This window comes from Enterobacter sp. RHBSTW-00593, from assembly GCF_013784105.1.
Classification (GTDB): Bacteria; Pseudomonadota; Gammaproteobacteria; order Enterobacterales; family Enterobacteriaceae; genus Enterobacter; species Enterobacter ludwigii.
In genome coordinates this window covers 4,259,556-4,284,730 of the sequence record NZ_CP056393.1, presented here as the reverse complement: position 1 = coordinate 4,284,730, position 25,175 = coordinate 4,259,556, and the positions used below count along the sequence as shown (strand labels likewise).

Sequence of the window (25,175 nt, the reverse complement as noted above, 5' to 3'; positions counted from 1 at the left end):
GGGAGTGGGAAATGAAGCCTTTTTTGCGCTGGTGTTTCGTTGCGACAGCTTTAACGCTGGCAGGATGCAGCAACTCTGCCTGGCGTAAGAGCGAAGTCCTCGCAGTGCCATTGCAACCGACTTTGCAGCAGGAAGTGATTCTGGCACGCATGGAACAAATTCTTGCCAGTCGGGCTTTAACCGATGACGAACGCGCACAGCTTTTATATGAGCGCGGAGTGTTGTATGATAGTCTCGGTCTGAGGGCATTAGCGCGGAATGATTTCTCACAAGCGCTGGCAATCCGACCTGATATGCCTGAAGTATTCAATTACTTAGGCATTTATTTAACGCAGGCAGGCAATTTTGATGCTGCCTATGAAGCGTTTGATTCTGTACTTGAGCTTGATCCAACTTACAACTACGCGCACTTGAATCGCGGTATCGCCCTGTATTACGGCGGTCGTGATAAGTTAGCGCAAGATGATCTGCTGGCGTTTTATCAAGACGATCCTAATGATCCTTTCCGCAGTCTGTGGTTATACATCGTTGAGCAGAAGCTCGATGAGAAGCAGGCAAAAGAAGCACTGAAACAGCGCTTCGATAAATCGGACAAGGAACAGTGGGGATGGAACATTGTCGAGTTCTACCTGGGCAACATTAGCGAAGCAACGCTGATGGAACGCCTCAAGGCGGACGCAACGGATAACACCTCGCTCGCTGAGCATCTCAGTGAAACCAACTTCTATTTAGGTAAGTACTACCTAAGTCTGGGGGATAAGGACAGCGCTACGGCACTGTTCAAATTAGCGGTTGCTAACAACGTACACAACTTCGTTGAGCACCGTTATGCATTGTTGGAATTATCGCTCTTGGGCCAGGAGCAAGACGACCTGGCAGAATCGGACCAGCAATAGCTGACGACATAAACATCAGCCCGTAATCTTTTGATTGCCATCACCTTAACTGGTGAGGGCGTTGTTGTTCGTCAATACATCTACTTTGAGCCGGTTCACACTTTTCAATGAAAATTGCTAATCATTTTCACGATGAGCTAAGTAGACTGGCCGCCATTGACATTGAGGCACTCGTACTACATGGCTGAATTCGAAACCACTTTTGCAGATCTGGGCCTGAAGGCTCCTATCCTTGAAGCCCTTACCGATCTGGGTTACGAAAAACCATCTCCGATCCAGGCAGAATGTATCCCACATCTGTTGTCTGGTCGTGACGTGCTGGGCATGGCCCAGACTGGTAGCGGCAAAACCGCAGCGTTCTCGCTGCCGCTGCTGCACAACATCGATCCGGAACTGCGTGCACCGCAGATCCTCGTCCTGGCTCCAACCCGTGAACTGGCTGTTCAGGTTGCAGAAGCTATGACTGATTTCTCTAAACATATGCGCGGCGTAAACGTTGTGGCCCTGTACGGTGGCCAGCGTTATGACGTGCAGTTACGTGCCCTGCGCCAGGGTCCACAGATTGTTGTCGGTACGCCGGGCCGTCTGCTGGATCACCTGAAGCGCGGTACCCTTGACCTCTCTAAACTGAGCGGTCTGGTACTGGATGAAGCAGATGAAATGCTGCGTATGGGCTTCATCGAAGACGTAGAAACAATTATGGCGCAGATCCCGGAAGGTCATCAGACCGCTCTGTTCTCTGCAACCATGCCAGAAGCGATTCGTCGCATTACCCGCCGCTTCATGAAAGAGCCGCAGGAAGTGCGCATTCAGTCCAGCGTGACTACTCGCCCGGACATCAGCCAGAGCTACTGGTCTGTATACGGTATGCGTAAAAACGAAGCGCTGGTTCGTTTCCTGGAAGCGGAAGATTTTGATGCGGCGATTATCTTCGTTCGTACCAAAAACGCGACCCTGGAAGTGGCTGAAGCGCTGGAGCGTAGCGGCTACAACAGCGCAGCGCTGAACGGTGACATGAACCAGGCTCTGCGTGAGCAGACGCTGGAGCGCCTGAAAGACGGTCGTCTGGATATCCTGATTGCAACCGACGTGGCAGCACGTGGTCTGGACGTTGAGCGTATCAGCCTGGTAGTTAACTACGATATTCCAATGGACTCCGAGTCCTACGTTCACCGTATCGGTCGTACCGGTCGTGCGGGTCGTGCAGGTCGTGCGCTGCTGTTCGTTGAGAACCGCGAGCGTCGTCTGCTGCGTAACATTGAACGCACCATGAAGCTGACCATTCCAGAAGCGGAACTGCCAAATGCAGAACTGCTGGGCAAACGCCGTCTGGAAAAATTCGCCGCGAAAGTCCAGCAGCAGCTGGAAAGCAGCGACCTGGACCAGTATCGTGCGCTGCTGGCACAGATTCAGCCTACCGCTGAAGGCGAAGAGCTGGATATGGAAACGCTGGCCGCAGCACTGCTGAAAATGGCACAGGGCGAACGTACCCTGATCGTGCCACCAGATGCACCGATGCGTCCTAAGCGTGAGTTCCGTGATCGTGACGAGCGTTTCGAACGTCGTGGCGACCGTAACGATCGTGGTCCACGTGCTGACCGTCCAGAGCGCAGTGGCGAAGAGCGTCCACGTCGTGAGCGTCGTGACGCTGGCGAAATGGAACTGTACCGCATTGAAGTGGGCCGTGATGATGGTGTTGAAGTTCGTCATATCGTTGGCGCGATCGCTAACGAAGGCGACATCAGCAGCCGTTACATCGGTAACATCAAGCTGTTCGCATCTCACTCTACCATCGAGCTGCCAAAAGGCATGCCGGGCGAAGTACTGCAGCACTTTACTCGCACCCGCATCCTGAACAAGCCGATGAACATGCAGCTGATGGGCGATGCCCAGCCACGTACTGACCGTGGTGGCGAACGTCGTGGCGGTGGTCGTGGTTTCGGTGGCGAACGTCGTGAAGGCGGTCGTAGCGAAGGCAACCGCGCTGGCGCAGGCGAAGGTCGTCGTTTCTCTGGCGAGCGTCGCGAAAGCCGCGGCCCACGTCGTGAAGAAGGTACCGCTCGTCGTCGTTTCGGTGACGCGTAAGTCTTTCGTTTCTGACGTAAAGTAATCTATACAGCCCCGATAAACACTGTCGGGGCTTTTTTTATTCCTTTTGTACTCTTGTACTGGTACAGTGCTGCGCATTAACATGCATAACCGCATTATTGACTGGAGAAAAGGCTGTATGGCGACACTTACCACCACCCAAACGTCACCTTCGCTGCTTGGCGGCGTGGTGATCATCGGCGGAACCATCATTGGTGCCGGGATGTTCTCCCTGCCTGTGGTTATGTCCGGTGCGTGGTTCTTCTGGTCGCTGGCGGCACTGGTGTTTACCTGGTTCTGTATGCTTCATTCCGGGCTGATGATCCTCGAAGCCAACCTGAACTACCGCATTGGCTCCAGCTTCGACACCATCACTAAAGACCTGTTAGGCAAAGGCTGGAACCTGGTAAACGGCCTCTCCATTGCCTTTGTGCTCTACATCCTGACTTACGCGTACATCTCAGCGAGCGGCTCCATTCTGCATCATACATTCTCGGAGTTGTCGCTGAACGTGCCGGCAAGAGTGGCGGGCTTGTGCTTCGCGCTGGGCGTCGCGTTTATCGTCTGGATGAGCACCAAAGCGGTGAGCCGCATGACGGCGATTGTGCTGGGCGCGAAGGTGATCACCTTCTTTCTGACCTTCGGCAGCCTGCTTGGGCACGTTACGCCGGCCACGCTGTTCAACGTGGCGGAGGCGAATACCACTTACACGCCGTACCTGCTGATGACCCTGCCGTTCTGTCTGGCATCGTTTGGTTACCACGGTAACGTGCCGAGCCTGATGAAGTATTACGGTAAAGATCCACGCACGATTGTGAAGTGCCTGATCTACGGCACGCTGCTGGCACTGGCGCTGTACGTGATTTGGCTGCTGGGGACGATGGGCAATATCCCGCGTCCTGAATTTATCGGCATTGCGCAGAAGGGCGGTAACATTGATGTGCTGGTACAGGCGTTGAGCGGCGTACTGAACAGCCGCAGTCTGGATCTGCTGCTGGTGGTGTTCTCTAACTTTGCCGTCGCGAGCTCTTTCCTCGGCGTGACGCTGGGCCTGTTTGACTACCTGGCCGATCTGTTTGGTTTTGATGATTCTGCTATGGGGCGCTTTAAAACCGCGCTGCTGACTTTCCTGCCACCGATTGTTGGCGGTCTGCTGTGGCCGAATGGTTTCCTCTATGCCATCGGCTATGCCGGGCTGGCGGCGACCATCTGGGCGGCGATTGTGCCTGCGCTGCTGGCACGCAAATCACGTAAACGCTTCGGCAGCCCGAAATTCCGCGTCTGGGGCGGAAAGCCGATGATTGCGCTGATTCTGGTGTTCGGTATTGGCAACGCGCTGGTGCATGTCCTGTCGAGTTTTAACCTGCTGCCGGTGTATCAGTAACACCACCTGTCACCCTCTCCCGACGGGAGAGGGGAACAAACCGCGCTAACCTGATACTTCCTCTTTCACCTGCATCGCCAGGTCAAACGAATGCAAGCGTGCCTGATGATCGAAAATCTGGCCGTTAACCATAATTTCATCCGCCTGCGTCTCACGCAGCACCGCCTCCAGCCCGTGACGCACTTTTGCCTTATCCCCCACCAGCGACATGCTCAGCGCCTGCTGAACGCCATACTGTTCGGATGCCGACCACAGCTGATGCATATTCTCCACCGGCGGCGGCAGCTGGCCGGTCTCACCGCGACGCAACTTCACAAAAGCCTGTTGCATGGAGGTGAACAGGAATTCCGCATCGCGATTGCTGTCGGCGGCAACGATGTTGATGCACACCATCGCATACGGTTTTTCCAGACGCTCTGAAGGTTTGAAGTTTGTGCGATAGAGGTGAAGCGCCTGATGGAGCATATCTGGCGCGAAGTGTGAGGCAAAGGCGAACGGCAGCCCCAGCTGCGCGGCAAGCTGCGCGCTGTACAGGCTTGAGCCCAACAGCCACACCGGGATTTTCTCACCGTAGCCTGGCACCGGGCGCACGTGCGGGTTAGGGTCACGCGCGTCAAACCAGTCCACCAGTTCAGCCACATCGCGCGGGAAGTTATCGATGTCGCCGCTCATATGGCGACGCAGGGCGCGCATGGTCGGCTGGTCGCTGCCCGGCGCACGGCCAAGACCCAGGTCGATACGGCCAGGATAGAGGGTATTCAGCGTACCAAACTGCTCGGCAATCACCAGCGGGGCATGGTTCGGCAACATCACGCCACCGGAGCCAAGGTGCAGCGTGGTGGTGTTCGCCGCCAGGTAACCAATCAGCACGGAGGTCGCGGCACTGGCGATACCAACCATATTGTGGTGCTCAGCCAGCCAGTAACGGTGATAACCGCGTTTTTCTGCCAGGCGAGCGAGATCGAGAGAGTGGGTAAAGGCTTCTCGTGCTGAGGAGCCTTGAGGGATCGGCGCCAGATCCAGCACCGAAAACGGAATGGTTTTATCAGTCATAACAGCTCACTTTGTCGACGGTGAATCTTTTAATAGTGCATTAAAATTTAATAACCGTTGTTAACAAAGTGAGCTTTTACATTTCTTCTTCAGCCCTGTAACACCAGCCCGGGGAGGCGTTTCCAGTAGCCGTTACAGTCGCTGTTAGCGGTTAACGGCAGCGGAGCATCACCGTTTTCATTGGCGCGGAAGGCATCCAGCATGGCGAATACGCCCGTATCCACCGGTGACAGGCGCACCATGTCGACCAGACCGTTCATCGACGCCAGTTCATTGCCGAGGTTATACACATAGCCGCTCATGGTCTGGATACCGTTCAGGACGAACACCTGCTGATTTTCCTGCGACAGCATGCTGCGCCCGTTCGGGTACTTGATGCAGCAGGTTTCACACTCGTCTTTCGGGCGGTCTTCAGAGCGGGCGGTGAAACAGCGGGCAGAATAGGCCAGCGGCAGATGACCATAGCTCAGCACTTCCACCTCGAACTGATTGCGAATGCCCAGCGTTTCGCACTGGTTGAGCAGGTTAGCCAGCCAGTCGCGCGAGAGTTCGACCGGCATGCACCAGCGCGTCATCCCCTGTTTAAGCAGCAGGCGCAGCGTCACGGCGTTATAGCAGTTCAGCGCATGGCCTGCGACAAACGGCAGTCTGCGTTCGGCGCACATGTTCACTACGCCCAGATCGCTGGCTTCCAGCAGGAATTCACCGTTCTCTACGTAGCGTTTGAGTTCACCCAGTTCGGAGGAGGCCTGGACGAGGGCGAGCGTTGAGAGCACCACCTGTTTACCGCTTGCGGCGAGGCTTTTCGCCATATCCAGCCAGTCGCCCACTTTGGTGGCGCGGCGCTTGCTGCATACCGCTTCACCGAGGTAAATCACATCTGCGCTGCTGGTTGCGGCCTGGTGGTAAAAATCTTCCAGCGTCTCTTTTGGCCAGTAGTAGAGCACCGGCCCTAATGAATATTTCATGATTATCTCACTGCCATTTACGGTGATACGCGCCAAGCGTGGTTTGTGTACCCTCGGACATCGCACCGAGTGTCTCCATCCACGCCGGTTGCGGTGCGTAGTTCTGCGGGTCTGCCATGCAGCGATCGATAGCCTGGCGCCAGACTTTCGCCACCTGGCTGACGTACGCCGGGCTGCGCTGGCGGCCCTCAATTTTCACCGAGGCGATATTGGCGGCCAGCAGTTCTGGCAGCAGTTCCAGCGTATTAAGGCTGGTTGGCTCTTCCAGTGCGTGGTAACGCTCGCCGTCTACCAGATAGCGGCCTTTGCACAGCGTCGGGTAACCGGCATTTTCGCCGTCCTGATAGCGGTCAATCAGCACGTCGTTCAGGCGCGATTCGAGCCCCTGCGGCGTCTGTTGCCAGCGAACAAAGCGGGCGGGTGAGCAGGCCCCAACGGTATTGGGGGACTCGCCGGTTAAATAGGAAGAGAGATAGCAACGGCCTTCGGCCATGATACACAGGCTGCCAAAGGCAAAAACTTCCAGTGGTACTGGCGTGACGCGCGCGAGTTGCTTAACCTGATGAATAGAGAGCACGCGTGGCAGCACCACGCGGGCAACATCAAAGTGACGATGATAAAAACGCACCGCCTCTTCGTTAGTGGCAGATGCCTGAACGGAGACGTGACGCTCAATATGGGGATAGCGTTCTGCCGCATACTCAAGCATAGCGAGGTCGGCGAGGATCAGCGCATCGGCACCCAGCTGTGCTGCCATATCCACCGCGCGTTGCCAGCGGGCGTAGCCATCAGGATGGGCGAAGGTATTGATGGCGATATGCAGTTTGCGGCGGTGCTGGTGGACGAAGGTAACGGCTTCCTGAAGCTTTTTCTCCGTAAAGTTGAGGCCAGCAAAATGGCGGGCGTTGGTATCATCTTTCAGCCCGATATAGACCGCATCGGCCCCATTTTCGATGGCCGCCTTAAGCGCCGGAAGATTTCCGGCTGGGCAGAGCAGCTCCATAATTTATCCTGATGTAGTCGATCGCAAATTTGTTAACGAGCTGGGATTTTAATTAACCCATACGCGACAATTTTTGATTTAAGGCAGCTAATGGCGTATTGATGGCACCAATAATGAGGTACACCTGACGACAGTTTGTTGATTTACGCCGCTATGTTGTGCTTCGGATATGGCAAAATAGCAGGACTATAGCTATCAGGGAGTAAAGCTCGTGCTGGATAAACTGCGTTCACGTCTCGTACAATTTGGTCCATCAATGCTGAGCGTGCCGGTAAAACTGGCCCCGTTCGCGCTTAAACGCCAGGTGCTGGAGCAGGTGCTGAGCTGGCAATTCCGCCAGGCACTGCAGGACGGTGAGCTGGCGTTCCTGGAAGGGCGCTGGTTAAGCATTGACGTCCACGATATCGGGCTGCGCTGGTTTACCTCTGTTGAGAATGACCAACTGATCGTCCGTGAGTCCGCCGACGCGGATGTGAGCTTTAGCGCCAGCGCCAGCGATCTGCTGATGATCGCCGCGCGTAAGCAGGATCCGGACACACTCTTCTTCCAGCGCCGCCTGGTTATCGAAGGCGATACGGAACTTGGTCTGTACGTGAAGAATTTAATGGATGCCATTGAGCTGGAGCAGATGCCGAAAGCGCTGCGTGTGATGTTGATGCAAATGGCAGATTTCGTTGAGGCGGGGCTGAAAACCCCGCCGGAAAGTAAACACACTTCAGTAGGTGAGCCATGCTGATTCGAGTCGAAATTGGGATTGATGCACCGGGAATCGATGCGTTGTTACGCCGCTCTTTTGCGCGGGATGACGAAGCGCAACTGGTCCACGATCTCCGCGAAGACGGCCTGATTACGCTGGGGCTGGTTGCCACCGATGACGAAGGTCAGGTGGTGGGCTATGTTGCCTTCAGCCCGGTTACCGTTCAGGGCGAAGAGTTACAGTGGGTAGGAATGGCACCGCTGGCGGTTGATGAGCACTACCGCGGCCAGGGGCTGGCGCGCCAGCTGGTTTACGAAGGACTGGACTCGCTCAACGAATTTGGCTATGCCGCCGTGGTGACGCTGGGGGATGCTACGTTCTATGGCCGTTTAGGCTTTGAACCGGCAGCGCATTACGATCTCCGCTGCCGCTGGCCGGGAACGGAATCCGCCTTCCAGGTGCACCGTCTGGCGGATGACGCGCTTAACGGCGTGAACGGTCTGGTTGAGTATCACGACCATTTCAATCGCTTTTAATCAGGCTCTCGCGAAGCGCCTCAAAGGAGCCGTCTCCGGTGACGAGGCGCTCTTTCTGACGCTTCGTCAGTTGCTTAATGCGGTATTCCATTCTGAGCGCCAGCGATCTGTCGCCAACGGGCGCTGAAAAGGCGAGCTGTAATTCCCCTTTCCCCCGCAGCGCTTTGGCACCTTTCCCCGTTTGATGTTGCAGAAAACGCCGCGCCACATCGGTAGTGATCCCGGTGTACAGGGCGTTATCGGCGGTACGAACAAGATAGAGAAACCAGCACACGGTAAACAGATTCAGTATGTTAAGGTGAACGCACCTTAGCATGAGAGAGAGCGAAAATGGAAACTCTGACCACCATTAACCGCTGGCTGGCAAAACAGCATGTCGTCACCTGGTGCGTGTATGACGAAGGTGAAATGTGGTGTGCAAACGCGTTTTATTACTACGATCCCGAGCGTGTCACCTTTTATGTCCTGAGCGAGGATAAAACCCGTCATGCGCAAATGTCGGGTCCCCAGGCGAAGGTGGCGGGTACGGTGAACGGCCAGCCTAAAACGGTCGCGCTGATTCGTGGCCTGCAGTTTAAAGGGGAGATCCGCCGCCTGGACGGAGAAGAGAGCGACGCGCAGCGAAAACGCTACACGCGCCGCTTTCCGGTTGCCATTGCGCTAAAAGCTCCGGTGTGGGAAATCCGCCTTGATGAGCTGAAATTTACCGACAACACCCTGGGCTTTGGCACAAAGCTTCACTGGCTACGCGCCGAGCAGGCGTAGCGCTTCACGGTTAAACGCGGGCAGATCGTCCGGGGTCCTGCTGGTGATCAGCTGATCTTTGTCGTTCACAACTTCCTGATCGTAAAACTCAGCCCCCGCATTTTTCAAATCGATAACGATCGGTTTTACGGCCGTGAGTTTACGCCCGCGCACGACATCTGCGCTGATGAGCAGCTGCGGACCGTGGCAGATGGCAAAGACCGGTTTGCCCGTCGAGACAAAGTCTCGCGTGAAGGTCACGAACCGTTCATCCCCACGCAGGGAATCCGGTGAATGACCGCCGGGTAACAGCAGGGCATCGAAATCTGACGGGCTGACGTTATCGATGGTTTCATCGATGGTCACGCTGGCTTCGCCCTTATGGCCTTTCACCGTTTTACCCGCCTCTTTCTCAATGGTGATGACCTCATGTCCTGCCTTGCGAAATGCCTCGGCTGGCGAGGTGAATTCTGAATCTTCAAACTCGTCGGTGATCAAGACTGCGATTTTCTTGCCCATGCTTCCTCCGTTGTTTTGGCTTCAGACAGATTTTTCTCCGCTTGTGGTAAATACTTACCTGTAACAGACTTCTAAGTGTGGTCGACGACGCTGAGTTCGCAAACGGACAATTCTGTAAAGGGGAGATGAGATGAGTCAGGTACTGATTACCGGCGCGACCGGGCTGGTGGGCGGACATCTGCTGCGGCTGCTGCTTCAGGAGCACCGGGTTAACTATATTGCCGCCCCGACGCGTCGGCCTCTCGCGGATATCTCCGGCGTCTTTAACCCCCACGACCCGCAGCTTACCGATGCACTGGCGCAGGTACAGGATCCTGTGGATATCGCCTTTTGCTGCCTCGGAACAACGCTGCGTGAAGCGGGCAGTAAAGAGGCGTTTGTGCATGCGGACTACACGCTGGTGGTCGATACGGCGCTGACGGCTAAAAAGCTGGGGGCCACACATTTTGTGGTGATCAGTTCGCTCGGTGCCAATGCCGGGTCACCTTTTTTCTACAACAAGGTGAAGGGCAAAATGGAAGAGGCGCTGATTGCCCAGAAGTGGGAGCAACTGACCATTGTTCGCCCCTCCATGCTGCTCGGGCACCGGGATGAACGCCGTTTTAACGAATCGTTTTTCGCGCCTCTGTTCCGCATCCTGCCGGGTAACTGGAAATCCATTGAGGCAGCGGACGTGGCGCGTGCGATGCTAAAAGAAGGGCTCTCGCCATCGCAGGAGGGCGTGAATATCATCCCGTCGGCAAAACTGCGTGAAATCGCACAGGGCGAGGCGTAAACTCCCCCGGCTAATAACCTACTACTCTCCGGGGAATGCTATGACTGGTCAGTCTTCATCTCAGGCGGCTTCACCTGTTCAATGGTGGAAGCCCGCGCTCTTCTTTCTCGTGGTCATCATCGGCCTCTGGTATGTGAAATGGCAGCCGTACTACGGTAAAGCCTTCACGGCCGCCGAAACGCACAGTATCGGAAAATCTATTCTCGCTCAGGCTGATTCCAGCCCGCTTCAGGCGGCGTGGGATTACGCCATGGTCTATTTCCTTGCCGTCTGGAAAGCCGCGGTACTGGGCGTCCTGCTGGGCTCGCTGATTCAGGTGCTTATCCCGCGTCACTGGCTGGTGAAAACCCTCGGTCAGCCCCGCTTTCAGGGCACGCTGCTGGGGACGATTTTCTCCCTGCCGGGCATGATGTGCTCGTGCTGTGCAGCGCCTGTGGCCGCCGGGATGCGTCGTCAGCGCGTCTCAATGGGCGGTGCGCTTGCTTTCTGGATGGGGAACCCGTTGTTAAACCCGGCGACGCTGGTGTTTATGGGCTTTGTGCTGGGCTGGCATTTCGCCTTTATTCGTCTGGTGGCCGGTCTGCTGACGGTGCTGGTTGTGGCGACCCTGGTGCAACATCTGGTGAAAGACAAAACCGTAGCGCCTGCGTCAGTTGACGTGGATATCAGCGAACCGCAGGGCGGCTTCTTCGCGCGCTGGGGCAGGGCGCTGTGGCAACTTTTCTGGAGCACCATCCCGGTCTATATCCTGGCGGTTCTGGTGCTGGGCGCGGCGCGCGTCTGGCTGTTCCCGCATGCGGATGGGGCTATCGACAACACGCTGCTGTGGGTCGTTGCAATGGCGGTTGCCGGTTGCCTGTTCGTGATCCCAACGGCCGCTGAAATTCCCATTGTTCAGACCATGATGCTGGCCGGGATGGGCACCGCGCCTGCACTGGCGCTGCTGATTACCTTGCCTGCAATCAGCCTGCCGTCGCTTGTCATGTTGCGTAAGTCATTCCCGGCGAAAGCGCTGTGGCTGACCGCGGGGCTGGTGGCGCTGAGCGGGGTGATGGTAGGAAGTATTGCACTGGTATAAAAAAAGCCCGGTAGCGTTACCGCTTACCGGGCTTTCTGTCAGACGTTCTGGTTACTTGATGTAGGTAAAGGCAGTGGTGACGTGTTTCACGCCGCTCACCCGGCTGGCGATATCGGCCGCCGCTTTCCCTTCACGGTCGGTGACCAGACCCAGCAGGAACACTTCGCCGTTTTCCGTTGTCACTTTCACGTTTGAGGATTTCACCTGGTCCGAGCCCAGCAGCTGGGAGCGAACTTTGGTGGTGATCCAGGTATCAGACGACGCGGTACCCAGGCTGATTGGCTGCCCCTGACGGATTTCATTGAAGACTTCCGTGGTGCCCTCAACGCCCATTGCGATCTGTTTTGCGCGGCTGGAGAGTTCGGTATTCGGCGACTGGCCCGTCAGCAACACTTTACCCTGATAGGCCGTGACGTTGATACGCGCTTCTTTCTTGATTTGTTCGTCTTTCGACAGCGCACTGTTGACGCGCAGCTCCAGCGTACCGTCATCGACCTGTGTCCCTACGGAACGCGGGTCGGTTGCCGCTTTAGTACCAACCGCGGCGGTACCCACGACAGCCGCAGCGATACATCCCTGAAGCAGTAATGCAGACATAAGGACTGCGAGGGTCGATAAAGCCTTCATAAGAACTCCTTAATCATCCTGGTGAGGGAAAAGCGTGTTATCGATCAAATCGCATAAGCAGTTCACCGTGAGCATATGCATCTCCTGAATGCGCGCGCTACGGTGAGAGGGAATGCGGATTTCCACATCCTGCGGCCCAAGCAAACCCGCCAGCTCACCACCGTCATAGCCTGTTAAGGCAACGATAGTCATGTCGCGGGTGACGGCGGCTTCAACGGCTTTGACAATGTCCCGGCTGTTGCCGCGCGTGGAGATTGCCAGCAGAACATCTCCGGCATGACCCAGGGCTCGCACCTGCTTTGCGTAAATCTCATCATGCAGACGATCGTTAGCAATCGCTGTTAAGACCACATTATCGGTATTAAGTGCAATGGCGGGTAAACTCGGTCGTTCTGTTTCAAAACGATTGATCATGCTGGCAGCAAAATGCTGTGCGTTGGCGGCTGAAGTGCCATTGCCACAACAGAGGATTTTGTTGCCGTTGAGCAGGGATTGCACCAGCGTCATGGCGGCACGAGAGATAGCGTCCGGAAGGGCTTCCGCCGCTGCAATCTGAGTCTGGATGCTTTCAGTGAAGCACACTTTAATTCTTTCGAGCACGTTATCCCTTTTAAATCTTAATTATGCGTCTTCGCCAAAAGCGTTTTTCAGCCATTCGATCGCATTGCCGGTGAAGGCTACCACATCGAACCGGCAATCCACAGTATCAAAACTCCCATTATGGCGGGCAAGCCACAAGTGGGCAGTCTGTAATAATTTATGTTGTTTGGCGAGCGTCACGCTGGCGGCAGCGCCGCCAAAACGGGAAGACTGTCGGTAGCGAACTTCTACAAACACGATGACCTCACCGTCTTTCATGATGAGGTCGATTTCGCCGCCACGTCCGCGAACGTTAGCGGCGATAAAGTGCAGTCCTTTGCCTTCAAGCCAGCGACGCGCTTTTAATTCCCACGCGTCACCGGTCTCTTTACGGCTTAACTGGCCGGGACGATTTGCCCCTGCTGGTATTTTAGCCATGATAACTTCCTGTTAATCACACAATCCTGAGTGGCCGTCAGATCGCCGGTATTGCCGTTAAGCTCAAAGCCCGGCACCTGACGCATCTGGGTAAAGTGGTTCGCCAGCGCCCAGGCATCGACACCCATGGCATACAGACGTGCCAGAGAGTAGTCGTTGCGGACGGTGCTCAGCGCCTGCTGCATCAGTGCCGGGTTACTGCCTGCGAGCATGGGAATTTCGCTGTACTGCAGGCCGTCCATCTCCAGACGGAAATCCGGGCCGGCGGTACCTTGCGCGCTGCGTGAACTGGCGTACAGCGTTGCGCCGCTCTGGCTGCCGTTACGCATTGCAATCATCGGTTTGATGAAGGCGATTTCCTGCGGGGTAGCAACGATATACGCTGCATCCACTTTACCGCCACCGCTGATCTGCGCGTCGGTAGGTGGCGCAGGGATCGACAGACCGCCAATGGTCACACTCTGCTGCTGCGGCAGGCTTGCGCTGACCGGGCTGCCGTTGAGGGCAATGCCCGCTCCGCCATTGACGCCCGCGCGCAGTTCAGACGCGGAGCCGAATTTCTGCTGCAGCACAATACCGCCGCCCAACTTCTGCCACTCATCGGCAAAAGCATTAGCAACCCGATCCCCCAGCGTACTGCGTGGGATGAGCAACAGCGGAGCCTGTTTACCCTGCTCGTGAATATGACGCGCCGCATCGCGGGCTTCATCTTCCGGCGACAGCGCGAAGTAGCAAATATTGGCACGGTTCTGAACCTGCTCTGGCTGGTTGAGTGCCAGCACGTTCAGCGTGGTATTGCTCTTCATCAACTCTTCGACATTGTTTTTCAGCAGCGGGCCGACAACGATGCTCGCACCATCCTGTTGAACCTGCGCCAGTACCTGGTCAAGCGGCTTCGAACTGGTGTCGTAGATTTTCAGCTCAGCACCCGGGTTCGCGCTGGTGGTGGCCACCGACGGTGTTTGCGCGACAGGTTGTGCCGTTTGTTCTGCGGGCTGGGCAGGCTGAACGTTCTGCGGTTGAGGTTGTTCAGACGCGGTGTCAGTCGCCGGGGCTTCTTGAGTTTCAGCCGGCGCCGGCGTGGCGGGCGGTGCAGGCTGAACGTTCTGCGGTTGAGGTTGTTCAGAAGCGGTGTCAGTCGCCGGAGCTGCTTGCGTTTCAGCCGGCGCTGGCGTTGCCGTCGTAGGGGCCGTTACCGGGTTCTGCATCGTCCCCTGTGCCGGCGTCTGCACGGTGGTCAGGTCACTGGTTTCAGCGGCGGAAGGGCTGACCACGTCGTTCACGTTTGCCGCCTGTGCTGCCTGGGTCGGCACGGCGCTGCCCGTCACTGGCGTCGTGCCGTTTTTCGCGGCTTCAAAACCCTGTTGAATAGTGCGACCGAATACCGCCGCCTGACCGTTTAAGGGCAGAAGGAGTGCAATCTTGCTGGTCGAGGCCGGCTTAAAGTTCTGCACGTTTACCAGCTGCGTCGGCAGCATTTTCGCGCCCGGATTCTGCGGGTAGCGGGTCTGCCAGTCAGTGATACCGGCTTTCAGCATCTTCGGATCGTTGCGGTTGTTAAACCACATCTGCTGCAGATCCAGCCAGCCCTGCAGGACGTTTTCATCTGCATTGATCACCAGTGCACGCGCCTGCTCCTGCGTCATAGAGGCCAGCGCCTGCCACGTGGCATCGATATTTTTCTGCTTATCAGCACCGCCGAGCAGAGGCTCCTGGGCGATCAGCGCACGGAGCAGCGTCAGGGAAGGGCGGCCCTGTTCAGCGGTAATGCCCGCCTGCCAGAAGCGAGCCTGCTGATTTTTGTCCAGCGCGCTCACGTCGATATCCCCAAGGATCTTTTTCGCGGCATCGTAATCTTTCAGCGCGACTTTCAGCTCGGCAGAGAGCAGGCTCTGCTCACGACGCTGAACATCATTCAGATCTTTTGGCAACTGGTTGAACAATTCGGCAGCCTGCTGGGTTTTACCCTCTTTCAGCAGTGCACGAATGGCGAGTAATTGCCAGTTGGTCTTGGTATCATTTGAACTCTGCGACATTTGTTGCAGATAAAAGCCAGAGTCAGCCTGAGCAGAACCCTGCAAATGGGCGGTGCTCTGGTCGGGTGCCTGGGTGCCACAGCCTGCAAAGATCAGGGCTGCCAGCAGGAGTGGCACGCTGCGCGTGGCTTTTTTTCGAAGAAACGTTAACGGTACCATACTGTATCCAGTGATTTTTTTTACGCAATGCTCAATATTAAATCGGCAATACGGACGAAACAATGAAACAACACGAAACGGCAGATAATTCTCAAGGCCAGCTCTATATTGTACCTACTCCTATCGGGAATTTATCTGATATTACCCAACGTGCGCTTACCGTATTGCAGGCTGTTGATTTAATTGCCGCTGAAGATACCCGACACACAGGCTTACTGCTCCAGCACTTCGCCATTAGCGCGCGTTTGTTCGCGTTACACGATCACAATGAGCAACAAAAAGCCGAAACGCTGGTGGCGAAGCTGAAAGAGGGGCAGAACATTGCCCTGGTCTCCGATGCGGGTACGCCGCTGATTAACGACCCCGGCTACCATCTGGTGCGTACCTGCCGTGAAGCCGGGATCCGCGTGGTGCCGTTGCCTGGCCCATGTGCGGCTATCGCGGCGCTGAGCGCTGCGGGTCTGCCTTCCGACCGCTTCTGCTATGAAGGTTTCCTGCCTGCCAAATCCAAAGGCCGACGCGACGTGTTAAAAGCGCTGGAAGCTGAACCGCGCACCCTGATTTTCTACGAATCTACGCATCGCCTGCTGGAAAGCCTGGAAGATATGGTGACCGTCTGGGGGGAAGCCCGCTACGTGGTGCTGGCACGCGAGCTGACCAAAACCTGGGAAACCATTCACGGCGCACCGGTAGGAGAACTGCTGGCGTGGGTGAAGGAAGACGAAAACCGCCGCAAGGGCGAGATGGTGCTGATTGTCGAAGGACATAAGGCGCAGGAGGACGCATTGCCTGCCGATGCGCTTCGTACACTTGCGCTGCTGCAGGCTGAACTGCCGCTCAAGAAAGCGGCTGCGCTGGCGGCAGAGATCCACGGCGTGAAGAAAAACGCACTGTATAAGTATGCGCTGGAGCAGCAGGGGTAATATAGCGGCCCGGCAATCACGCCGGGCCAGTTTATTTTACTTCGCGGGAATGGCCTCGTACACCAGCGTTTCCAGCGGCTGCAGCGTAATCACCACGGCCTTTTGATACTCCCCTGGTACGCTTGTGTTACTGCCGTACACGGCGTTCAGACTGAACTGCGCCATGCCCCCTGTTGGGATTTCAAAGTCTTTTGCCAAATCCAGATAATAACTTTGCGGTTTATCCGACGGGTTTCGCAAGCCCAGAATGGCTTTGTCTTTGCTCCACGAGGCCCAGCCGTAAACCTCAAGCGCCGTCGGGTCGCCACCGATCCAATGCGTATCCACCAGCACGCTGGCGTTATTTCGCGCCCATTTTGCTGCCTGCGCCAGGGTGTCCCATTTCACCTTATTCAGCATTGATGGCGTGATATATAACTCCTGCAGTTGCGTCCCTGTGGCGAAGTAGCTCCAGACCTGATCGGCAAAATCGCTGTCCGTTTGCACCTTCTCCAGTCCGTAATAGGCATTTTCCGCGCTGACTATCCCGTGGTACATCAGCGAGTTCAGCGGGAACAGTGGGCCTTTACGCACAATAGAGCGGTATGTTTCAGCATCGCGGTAGGTCATCCACTGCTGTACCGGCGTGCCGGGGCCGTAAAGGTTGATATCATCCCCCTGACGCCAGATGGAGTCGGCATAGAACAGCCAGGACGGGCTGGCGTCGGTACCCGTTGTCAGGTTGATAAACAGATTGGGGTTTGCGCTGCGCATGTTATGCAGCAGGGCGATAGACGCATCAAAATCGGACGCGAACTGGCTACCAGTAATATGCGAGTTGGCGTTGCCCATCCCGTCGAGCTTAAACGAGGTGATATGTTCGTTTTTAATCAGCTTGATGATCTGCTCATTGAAGTTTTTGAAGTAGCGCGGGCCCGAGAGAGCCAGCTTTCCGTCTACCGTTTCGAAGCCGTATTCTTTGGCGTGGGAGACACGAATATCGCGCGGCTTATTATAACCTCCCCACGGTGAGAGCCACAGCCCGACGGAGCTGTGCAGACTGTCTGCTTTTTCCCTGACCTTACCAAAGCCGTGGCTGAAGGCCGGGCCAAACAGCCAGCGTCCGGTACGATCGTCCCAGCCATCGTCCAGCAGGAACGCATCCAGCGCCACGCCGCGTCCGGTGATAAATTCTTTATTCCACTCATCCATCCGCCCCAGCACATCCTGTTCGGTGTAGGGGTTAAAGAAGCCGATATCCATCCAGCTGTTGTAGTGCAGATAGGGTTTGTACGCCCGTGGGCGCACGGCGTCGATAAACTGGTTTACGCTACGGCGCAGCTGGCTGGTTTCCGGGAACGTGCCAAAGTAGGTGGTAAAGCTGACCGGTGCGTCAGGCTGAACCGGCGTTTTCAGCTCCACGTTCAGATTGGTCGTCGCTTCATAGGCATACGTATTAACGATTGGCTTATCCGGCAGGATAAAGAACGAATCAGCAATAATGGGCGAGCTGTTGATGGCGCCATCAACGTACGGTGCCTGAGACTGTTTTTTCGTCGGGAAGAAGGTGATTTTCGCCACCTCTCGCGGCTCGCTGACGGCCGCAATGGTGTAATCAATACTGGCATATTTTCCCTTCACCAGATTCAGCTTCACCGTCACGTTAAAATCCGGACGGGTGAAATCAATGACAATCGCGTTGTCCTGTTTTTCTACATGCTTAATTGTAAAATCTGCGGTGTGAATTTTGGTTTCATCCGGCAGGGTCAGAAAGAACAGCTCCTGCGGCGTAAGCGGATGGTTAGCCGTTTTGTCTTTCACTACCACCGTTGAACTGGCGTCATCAAACGAGAGGGCAATAGAGTCGTTATCGAGCGCGTATTGCGCTGCCGCCGCGCCATGAGAAACACACAAGGCAAGCATCGAGAGTGTAAGCACTTTTTTCATCAGGGTAAGATCCTTATTAGTAATGCTTCAGCATTCGGGTGATGGACTGCTCCAGCCAGTAGCGCTGGGTGCCGAAATTAATGCGCAGGTAGTGTTCGCCGTTTTGGACGTAGTGGCTGCCATCTTCGAGGACGACGCCAGCCTGATGGGCGAAATGTCGGGTCAATTCAGTGGCGCTACGTTCATCTGCGCTGACGTCAACCCAGGCCAGATACGATGATTCCGGGTTCATCATTTTCCAGGCCGGGAAGTGGGTCTGGATGGCCTCTGCCAGATAGCCAGCGTTACGGCGCAGATAACCGTTCAGCGCGTCGAGCCACGGCAAACCATGCTGGTAGGCAAGAATAATTCCCCATATCCCGAATATATTGGGTGAGGTGATGGCGTTCTTCTCAAGCTGGTGGCGAAAGCGCTGGCGCAGGGTGGCATCCGGAATGATGGCGTAGGAGGTTTTCAGCCCGCCAAGGTTGAACGCTTTATTCGGGGAGGTCAGCAGGATCAGATTGTCCTGCGCCGCGCAGCCGGATGCCAGACAGCTGACGAAATGACCGTCCAGAATATGTTCAGCGTGGACCTCATCAACCACCAGAAGGGTGCCGTAGCGTTGACAGAGGTCTGACACCTGGCGTATCTCATCGGCGTGCCAGATCCTGCCGGAAGGGTTATGCGGCGAGCAGAAGAACCACAGTTTTGGACGGTATGTTCTGAGCTGTTCTTCCACCAGATTTAAATCAAGCTGGTAGCGATTTTCCCTCACGCACAGTGGGTTTGCCAGTATCGCTACCCCCTGACGCTGGGCGGCCATGGCAAACGGATCGTACACCGGTGTGTTCATCATCACCGTGTCGCCAGGTTTACAAAACGCCTGAACCGTATAATGCAGCGTGGAGACGGTACCGTACGTCAGCGTGATCCACGATTTATCGACGTCAACCTGATGTCGTTCGCGCTGAAAGGCGATAACCGCATCGTAAAATTCGTCAAAGCACCAGGTGTAGCCAAAGGTGCCATGCTCCACGATGCGCTGGAAACCTTCTGTCACGGCAGGTGGGGAGGTGAAATCCATATCGGCAATCCACAGCGGGATAAAGCCTTCAGGCACATCACCAAAGCGCGAGCGGACAAAGGCGTGATCCCATTTTCGACACCGGTCGCTTTTACGCTCAATGATTTCGTCAAAATTAAACACCACACCCCCCTGTTAAATTAAGGCTTCAATGCCGGTTTTTACGCTTTGCACCTGCGGGCCGATGATCACCTGGACGCTGTGCGCATCCAGCACCACAACCGACAATGCACCGGCCTCTTTTAACGCCTGCTGGTCGATGAGACTCATGTCTTTCACCACCAGACGCAGCCGGGTAATGCAATTATCAAGCGACTCGATGTTCTCTTTACCGCCGAGCGCACGCAGGATAAGCCCATGATCGTATTTCGATTTTCCGCGTGCCCGGGTATTGGCCTCGACGGCCTGCTGTGCACCCTGGGTGTCCACTTCACGGCCCGGCGTTTTAATATCGTGTTTGAGGATGTACCAGCGGAAGACGAAGAAGTAGAGGGCAAACCAGGCAATGCCTACCGGGAATACCAGATACCATTTGGTCGACATCCCTTGCATGACCCCGAAGATAAGCAGGTCCAGAATGCCGCCGTCGGTGTTGCCGATGGTCACCCCCAGCAGAGCCATGACCATCAGGGCCAGGCCCGACATCACAATATGGAAGGCGTAAAGGGCAGGAGCGATAAACAGGAACAGGAATTCAATTGGCTCGGAGATCCCGGTGACGACGGAGACCAGCACGCCGGAGAGCAGCAGGCCTTTAATCACCGGGCGGTTTTCCGGGCGGGCCGTGCGATAGATGGCGTATGCCACCGCCGGTAAGCCGAAGATAAAGGTCGGCATAAAGCCCTGCGACAGGAACGCGGTAACGTGCGGGCTGAACGGCAGACCCGCTTTCAGTTCGGCGTAGAAAATGTTCAGCGCCCCGGCGACTTCATGACCATTGACCATTTCAATACCGCCCGCGGGCGTGAAGCGCACCATCGCCAGCAAAATATGGTGCAGGCCAAAGGGTTTAAGCAGTAGTACCCCCACGCCGTAGAGGAACGGGCCGAACACGCTGGTGCTCTGGATAATATGGCCAATCCCGGTAATGCCCAGCGCAACATACTCCCACAGTAGGGGAATAAACAGCCCTACCAGTGAGAGGGTGAGGGCGGTGATAATTGGCACAAAACGAATGCCGCTAAAGAAGGCGAACGCGTCGTGTAAAACGGTATCCTGAAAACGCTCGTGCAGGAAAAAGGTAATGACCCCAACCACGATACCGCCCAGCACACCCATCTCCAGGGTTTGAATGCCCAGTACCATCGATTGCCCGACTTGTCTCATGGAGGCGGCATCGGCAAGCTGGTGGGTCGCAATCAGGTAATAATTGATGCTCATGTTCATCAGCATATAGCCAACAAACCCGGCAAAAGCGCCCACTGCTTTGTTGCGTCTGGCCAGCCCCATTGGGATCGCCATGGCAAACATGAGGGGAAGATAGGTAAAGGCGAAGCCGCCGACCATGGCAATAAAGCCAAAGGTGAGCTGAGTTAATTCGCCGCCCAGAAAGGGGAAACTTTTGAGGGTGGAGGGGCTGGTAACAGAACTACCGATACCCAGCAATAACCCCATAAAGGCCAGAAGGGAGACCGGGAACATAAAGGTCTTTCCCAGGCTTTGAAAAAACTCCCACGCTTTCGATTTAAACGACTTTTCCTGTGTCATGTAGGGACTCCTCGGAATTATTTATCGTAATGGAAGGCGCTGTCTGGCTTAAGGACGCGCCTTCATATTTGCGAGGCTTATAGTTATTTTTGAGTTACTGATGTTCTATGCGATGAGATCAGGCTTCCGCCGGGAGCAGCAATCGGTTCGCCGAGCCGCACACGGTGATTTTGCTTCTGACCACGTCTTTCATGGCATCCATACCAACCCGCATGTAGAAACGTGGATCGTTGCCCTGCGGGTTCTCGGCAAACCAGGCCTTAACGGCGCCAGAGAACGCAATTTTTAGCTCGGTTGCCACGTTCACTTTGCAAACGCCCAACTCTATGGTGCGGCGAACATCGTCATCCGGCACATCACTCGCCCCGTGCAGCACCAGCGGTACGCTCACCACGTCGCGGATTTCAGCCAGCCGTCGGAAGTCGATTTTTGGCCGTTTGGTATAAAGACCGTGAGCGGTTCCGATGGCCACGGCCAGGCTGTCGACGCCGGTCAGCGCAACGAAGCGTTTCGCTTCCTGCGGGTCGGTCAGAAACGCGCTTTCAGCGTCCACGCTCATGTCATCTTCCACGCCGCCCAGGCGGCCCAGTTCGGCTTCAACGCTGCAATCGTTGAGGTGGCAGAAGTCGACCACTGATTTCACCAGCTTTACGTTTTGCTCAAACGGATAGTGGCTGCCGTCGATCATCGCGCTGCGCACGCCCGCGTTAACTTTGCGACGAATGTCGTCGAGCGATTCGTGATGATCGAGATGCAGCGCCAGCGGCATGTCGTAAGTGGTGGAGTACGCGCTGCACAGGGCGTAGATCTCTTCCAGGGCAATGTGCTTAAAGGTGCCCGGCGTGCCCGCGAGGATCACCGGCGATCGCATTTCACTACACACTTCGAGGATCGCCTGGATCGTCTCCGCGTTATGGATGTTGAACGCCGGTACGGCGTAGCCTTTCGCCTGGGCGTCCAGTAGAAGATATTTTGTCGAAATAATACTCATGATCGGATCCTCTTAAGCCTGCCACGGATGAATAACGACGCCCTGCACGACACGGTTAACCGTGCCGCTGGCGGACGGTGTATCCGGGGTATTGCCCACACGAAGTGACTGAGACAGGGCAAAGACCTGGGCGTACATCAGGAAGCAGAAGGCCTGCTCCATATCGATAAACGTGCGGGCAGGGGGCAGCAGGATATGCGGGCCAGCCTCAACGACCGGATCGGTTTCGGCGGCAATGGCCACCACGCGCATGGCCTGACGATCGCGGCGCAGCTCAGCAAGCAGATCCAGATCGTACAGCCGCGTATACGGATGGCTGGAGACAAACACCACCACCAGCGTTTCGCGATCCACCAGCGATTTAGGACCATGGCGGAAACCGGTTGGGGAATCGTAGAACGCCGCCAGCTTGCCTGCCGTCAGCTCCAGCACCTTCAGCGCCGATTCACGAGCGGCCCCCTGCAGACCCCCGCTTCCCAGATAGACGATCCTTTTCCACGGATCGTTGCCAAAGACGCTCTGGCTGAAATCGCCCAGTGACGTGAGGATCGTCTGGCAGCGATCGGCCACATCGCGGAAGGTATGGCTGTTGATCGTCTCCGGGGCGAAGACTGCCAGGCAGCTTGCCATCATGGTAGTAATGCTGCTGGTCATCGCGAACCCGCGATCGTGTGTTTCGGCAGGCATCAGCAGCGCATACGCGTTATCGCTGTTTACCGCAGTCTGATAAAGGCTTCCCGCCTCATTACAGGTGATCGACAGGTGGTAGCACTCCGGCACACACTGGTTTGCCAGTTCAACGGCGGCTACGCTTTCCGGACTATTGCCGGAGCGGGCAAACGACACCAGCAGCAGCGGGTGTGCGGCGTTCAGGTAGTCCATCGGATTCGTGACCAGATCGGTCGTCGGTACGGCGGTAATGTTTTTCCCGGTGTGGCTGGCGAGCCAGGGCGAAATGATGTCGCCGATAAAGGCCGAGGTGCCTGCCCCCGTCAACACGATCCGCAGCTCGCGCTTGCGCAGCAGCGGCGTCAGGAAGTTATCGATCGACGCGTGCAGGTTATCGATATTGTTGAGTGAGCGGATCCAGCTGGCAGGTTGCTGGCGGATCTCTTCTTCGGTCCATGTGCCGGTGGTGGCGGTAGTGTTGGTTTCTGACATAACTCAGTCCTTAGTCGTGTGAATTCCACATCAGACGCTGGCAAACGTGTCGCTATCTTTCGTTTCGTTTCACTTGTTCACTTAAGCAGTTAAATAAAATCTATAGAAAAGAAATCGAAAGTTCAATGGAAGAAAAGAAATAAAACGAAAAGTGTGATCGGCAAAGAAAAGGCAATGATTAAGGAAAGGAAAAGAAAGACCTTGCGATCGCTTGCCGCAAGGCCCAATAACGGGACAATGAAAGGTCTAAAGGGGGAGAGCCAAACCCTGGATCCAGATCTGCTGAAGGTATAAGCCTTCATCCAGTGCAATCATATTGGCACGCTTGCCCGGTTTTAATGAACCGAGCTGGTGATCAATACCCAGCAAGCGGGCAGGGTGCAGCGAGGCCATATGGATCGCATCCGCTGGCGTTATTCCCGCCTGCGCCACCATATTGCGCACGGCGGCATCGAGAGACAGCGTACTGCCTGCAAGCCCACCGGAAGCGGTGCGTACCACCCCACCGTGCATGTTGACCTCTTCGCCACACAGCCTGTAACGTCCGTCGGTCATCCCTGCTGCCTGCATGGCATCGGTAATCAGAACGATCCGCTCTTTGGCACAGCAGGCGCACAGCCGCAAAGCGCCCGGGTGAACGTGATGCCCGTCGGCAATCAGTTCCAGCCATGCCCGCGGGTCCGTCAAGCCTGCACCGACCATACCGGGTTCACGATGATGGAGCCCGGTCATGCCGTTATAACAGTGCACCAGCCCATCAGCGCCCGCCTCGAAAGCGGCAAGCGTTTGATCGTACGTCGCGGCGCTGTGGCCGAGCATGACCCGTATCCCACGCTGCTTAAGGTGGCGAATGGCCTGCAACGCACCGGGTTTCTCCGGTGCCAGAGCGACAACCCTGAGGGTGTGTTGCGATACTTCAATCAGCGAGTCCAGTTCGCTGACATCCAGCTCACGAAACAGCGCAGGCGGATGTGCCCCTTTGTTCTGTGGCGTAAAATAGGGACCTTCAAGATAGCTGCCCAGTATCTGCGCGCCGGGCCCCCCGGACATACAGCGCCGGGCGATGCGTGCGAGCGCCCGGTGGACAGTCTCCAGCGGTGCGGTGACGGTCGTCGGTAAAAAAGCCCCTGTGCCTTCACGCGCTTTATGCATCGCCAGCGTGTCCAGCACCTCTGGGGCATCATCCATCACGTCCACACCCGCGCCACCGTGAACGTGGGTATCGATATACGCCGGGCAAAGCTGGTCGGCATCCCGGGCATGCACGCCAGCTGGGATCGGCTCGATGGCGGTGATAATTCCGCTCTCCATGCGTAGCTGGTGATCCTCCAGCCAGCCCTGCTCGGTCAGCAGACGACGCGCGCGCAGCACCTGACTCATATCCCTTCCTCAGCGGGGGCTTCCTCACGACAGCGCCCCAGCTCATCCACCAGGCTGGTCAGGCCGCGATGCCCGCATTCCAGGGCCTGCAGACGAAAGGCTTCGCTGCTTAACCCGTCGCGCTCCAGCACCATCTCAAGCAACAGCTGCAGGTTCGTACCGGTAATCACTTCGCTGCCGGGTCTTTTCATGGCGAGTGTTGATGCCACCCGGAACGGCGTCCCCCCGAGCAGATCGGTGAGAAACACAATATCGTGCTGCCCGTCCAGTTCACTGACTGCCTGTTCAAGCTGCGCGGTCAGCCGCGCGGTGGTGGAGCTTTCAGGAAAATCGATGGCGATAAACTGCGGCTGCTCGCCGAGGATTTGTTTCATCGCCTGTTCAAGCCCGCTGGCAAACCCGCCGTGACCCGTCAAAATAATGCCTAACATTGCGACCTCT

At 56.2% G+C, this 25,175-nt stretch carries 26 protein-coding genes; 10 read left to right on the top strand and 16 right to left on the bottom strand.

Features of this window, described 5'->3' with window-relative positions:
- Window positions 1–11 precede the first annotated feature (11 nt).
- The 4 genes from nlpI (at window position 12) to mtr (ending at window position 4,368) form a co-directional block, all read left to right on the top strand.
- Window positions 12–896, top strand: a complete 885-nt coding sequence (gene nlpI / locus HV242_RS20545) for a lipoprotein NlpI (protein ID WP_013098912.1) — start codon at window positions 12–14, stop codon at window positions 894–896.
- A gap of 107 nt (window positions 897–1,003) precedes the next feature.
- Window positions 1,004–1,084, top strand: coding sequence for a protein YrbN (yrbN, locus tag HV242_RS24580; protein WP_100122156.1), 81 nt, complete (start codon window positions 1,004–1,006; stop codon window positions 1,082–1,084).
- A complete protein-coding gene (locus HV242_RS20535) occupies window positions 1,077–2,981 on the top strand; it encodes a DEAD/DEAH family ATP-dependent RNA helicase (RefSeq protein ID WP_020883539.1) in 1,905 nt (634 codons plus the stop codon). Before yrbN ends, HV242_RS20535 begins: the two co-directional genes overlap by 8 nt.
- Before the next feature lie 142 nt (window positions 2,982–3,123).
- A complete protein-coding gene (mtr, locus tag HV242_RS20530) occupies window positions 3,124–4,368 on the top strand; it encodes a tryptophan permease (protein ID WP_047956256.1) in 1,245 nt (414 codons plus the stop codon).
- 45 nt (window positions 4,369–4,413) lie between these two features.
- On the opposite strand, the gene HV242_RS20525 is transcribed toward mtr, so the two are convergent.
- The 3 genes from HV242_RS20525 to ubiU form a co-directional block, all read right to left on the bottom strand.
- Complete coding sequence (locus HV242_RS20525; RefSeq protein WP_032679044.1) at window positions 4,414–5,421, bottom strand: luciferase-like monooxygenase; 1,008 nt, start codon at window positions 5,419–5,421, stop codon at window positions 4,414–4,416.
- 89 nt (window positions 5,422–5,510) lie between these two features.
- A complete protein-coding gene (locus HV242_RS20520; RefSeq protein WP_050737329.1) occupies window positions 5,511–6,389 on the bottom strand; it encodes a U32 family peptidase in 879 nt (292 codons plus the stop codon).
- Between the two features lie 7 nt (window positions 6,390–6,396).
- The gene (ubiU, locus tag HV242_RS20515) at window positions 6,397–7,392 is read right to left on the bottom strand and encodes a ubiquinone anaerobic biosynthesis protein UbiU (protein ID WP_020883543.1); all 996 of its coding nucleotides are present in this window, start codon (window positions 7,390–7,392) and stop codon (window positions 6,397–6,399) included.
- A gap of 211 nt (window positions 7,393–7,603) precedes the next feature.
- Here ubiU and ubiT point away from each other — a divergent pair, with 211 nt between their 5' ends.
- Window positions 7,604–8,128 (top strand): ubiquinone anaerobic biosynthesis accessory factor UbiT, encoded by a 525-nt coding sequence (ubiT, locus tag HV242_RS20510; protein WP_020883544.1) that lies wholly within the window; start codon window positions 7,604–7,606, stop codon window positions 8,126–8,128.
- Window positions 8,122–8,625: a GNAT family N-acetyltransferase gene (locus HV242_RS20505; RefSeq protein WP_020883545.1), complete on the top strand. Its 504-nt coding sequence runs from the start codon at window positions 8,122–8,124 to the stop codon at window positions 8,623–8,625. Before ubiT ends, HV242_RS20505 begins: the two co-directional genes overlap by 7 nt.
- On the opposite strand, the gene HV242_RS20500 is transcribed toward HV242_RS20505, so the two are convergent.
- Entirely contained in the window at window positions 8,612–8,941 is a 330-nt protein-coding gene (locus tag HV242_RS20500; protein ID WP_014171769.1) for a GIY-YIG nuclease family protein, read from the bottom strand. The genes HV242_RS20505 and HV242_RS20500 overlap by 14 nt on opposite strands.
- 14 nt (window positions 8,942–8,955) lie before the next feature.
- On the opposite strand from HV242_RS20500, the gene HV242_RS20495 reads away from it, so the two are divergent.
- On the top strand, window positions 8,956–9,390 hold the full coding sequence (locus tag HV242_RS20495) for a YhbP family protein (RefSeq protein WP_050737328.1): 435 nt from the start codon (window positions 8,956–8,958) through the stop codon (window positions 9,388–9,390).
- Here the strand turns inward: HV242_RS20495 and HV242_RS20490 are convergent.
- Complete coding sequence (locus tag HV242_RS20490; RefSeq protein ID WP_014171767.1) at window positions 9,370–9,888, bottom strand: type 1 glutamine amidotransferase domain-containing protein; 519 nt, start codon at window positions 9,886–9,888, stop codon at window positions 9,370–9,372. The genes HV242_RS20495 and HV242_RS20490 overlap by 21 nt on opposite strands.
- A gap of 130 nt (window positions 9,889–10,018) precedes the next feature.
- Here HV242_RS20490 and HV242_RS20485 point away from each other — a divergent pair, with 130 nt between their 5' ends.
- Complete coding sequence (locus tag HV242_RS20485) at window positions 10,019–10,663, top strand: NAD(P)H-binding protein (protein WP_020883547.1); 645 nt, start codon at window positions 10,019–10,021, stop codon at window positions 10,661–10,663.
- 40 nt (window positions 10,664–10,703) lie between these two features.
- Window positions 10,704–11,741 (top strand): permease, encoded by a 1,038-nt coding sequence (locus HV242_RS20480; RefSeq protein WP_032680201.1) that lies wholly within the window; start codon window positions 10,704–10,706, stop codon window positions 11,739–11,741.
- Between the two features lie 51 nt (window positions 11,742–11,792).
- On the opposite strand, the gene dolP is transcribed toward HV242_RS20480, so the two are convergent.
- From dolP to HV242_RS20460, 4 genes are read right to left on the bottom strand one after another with little or no spacing between them, the layout of a single operon-like run.
- The gene (gene dolP / locus HV242_RS20475; protein WP_014171764.1) at window positions 11,793–12,368 is read right to left on the bottom strand and encodes a division/outer membrane stress-associated lipid-binding lipoprotein; all 576 of its coding nucleotides are present in this window, start codon (window positions 12,366–12,368) and stop codon (window positions 11,793–11,795) included.
- A 9-nt stretch (window positions 12,369–12,377) separates the two neighbouring features.
- On the bottom strand, window positions 12,378–12,968 hold the full coding sequence (diaA, locus tag HV242_RS20470; protein WP_003861754.1) for a DnaA initiator-associating protein DiaA: 591 nt from the start codon (window positions 12,966–12,968) through the stop codon (window positions 12,378–12,380).
- A gap of 21 nt (window positions 12,969–12,989) precedes the next feature.
- The gene (locus HV242_RS20465; protein ID WP_050737327.1) at window positions 12,990–13,385 is read right to left on the bottom strand and encodes a YraN family protein; all 396 of its coding nucleotides are present in this window, start codon (window positions 13,383–13,385) and stop codon (window positions 12,990–12,992) included.
- The gene (locus HV242_RS20460; RefSeq protein WP_050737326.1) at window positions 13,343–15,580 is read right to left on the bottom strand and encodes a penicillin-binding protein activator; all 2,238 of its coding nucleotides are present in this window, start codon (window positions 15,578–15,580) and stop codon (window positions 13,343–13,345) included. The genes HV242_RS20465 and HV242_RS20460 overlap by 43 nt, the downstream gene beginning before the upstream one ends.
- 62 nt (window positions 15,581–15,642) lie before the next feature.
- On the opposite strand from HV242_RS20460, the gene rsmI reads away from it, so the two are divergent.
- A complete protein-coding gene (rsmI, locus tag HV242_RS20455) occupies window positions 15,643–16,503 on the top strand; it encodes a 16S rRNA (cytidine(1402)-2'-O)-methyltransferase (protein ID WP_014171761.1) in 861 nt (286 codons plus the stop codon).
- Between the two features lie 36 nt (window positions 16,504–16,539).
- Here the strand turns inward: rsmI and HV242_RS20450 are convergent, their stop codons facing one another.
- The 7 genes from HV242_RS20450 to agaF form a co-directional block, all read right to left on the bottom strand.
- Window positions 16,540–18,429 carry an alpha-galactosidase gene (locus HV242_RS20450; RefSeq protein ID WP_050737325.1) on the bottom strand — a complete coding sequence of 630 codons (1,890 nt, stop codon included), beginning with the start codon at window positions 18,427–18,429 and terminating at the stop codon, window positions 16,540–16,542.
- 16 nt (window positions 18,430–18,445) lie between these two features.
- Window positions 18,446–19,618 carry a MalY/PatB family protein gene (locus HV242_RS20445; RefSeq protein ID WP_050737324.1) on the bottom strand — a complete coding sequence of 391 codons (1,173 nt, stop codon included), beginning with the start codon at window positions 19,616–19,618 and terminating at the stop codon, window positions 18,446–18,448.
- 12 nt (window positions 19,619–19,630) lie between these two features.
- Entirely contained in the window at window positions 19,631–21,202 is a 1,572-nt protein-coding gene (malX, locus tag HV242_RS20440) for a maltose/glucose-specific PTS transporter subunit IIBC (RefSeq protein ID WP_020883553.1), read from the bottom strand.
- A gap of 118 nt (window positions 21,203–21,320) precedes the next feature.
- Window positions 21,321–22,193, bottom strand: coding sequence for a tagatose-bisphosphate aldolase subunit KbaY (gene kbaY / locus HV242_RS20435; protein ID WP_014171757.1), 873 nt, complete (start codon window positions 22,191–22,193; stop codon window positions 21,321–21,323).
- 12 nt (window positions 22,194–22,205) lie between these two features.
- Window positions 22,206–23,354 (bottom strand): SIS domain-containing protein, encoded by a 1,149-nt coding sequence (locus HV242_RS20430; RefSeq protein ID WP_050737323.1) that lies wholly within the window; start codon window positions 23,352–23,354, stop codon window positions 22,206–22,208.
- Window positions 23,355–23,600: 246 nt separating this feature from the next.
- The gene (gene nagA, locus HV242_RS20425) at window positions 23,601–24,734 is read right to left on the bottom strand and encodes an N-acetylglucosamine-6-phosphate deacetylase (protein WP_050737322.1); all 1,134 of its coding nucleotides are present in this window, start codon (window positions 24,732–24,734) and stop codon (window positions 23,601–23,603) included.
- Complete coding sequence (agaF, locus tag HV242_RS20420) at window positions 24,731–25,165, bottom strand: PTS galactosamine/N-acetylgalactosamine transporter subunit IIA (RefSeq protein WP_020883557.1); 435 nt, start codon at window positions 25,163–25,165, stop codon at window positions 24,731–24,733. Before agaF ends, nagA begins: the two co-directional genes overlap by 4 nt.
- Window positions 25,166–25,175 lie beyond the last annotated feature (10 nt).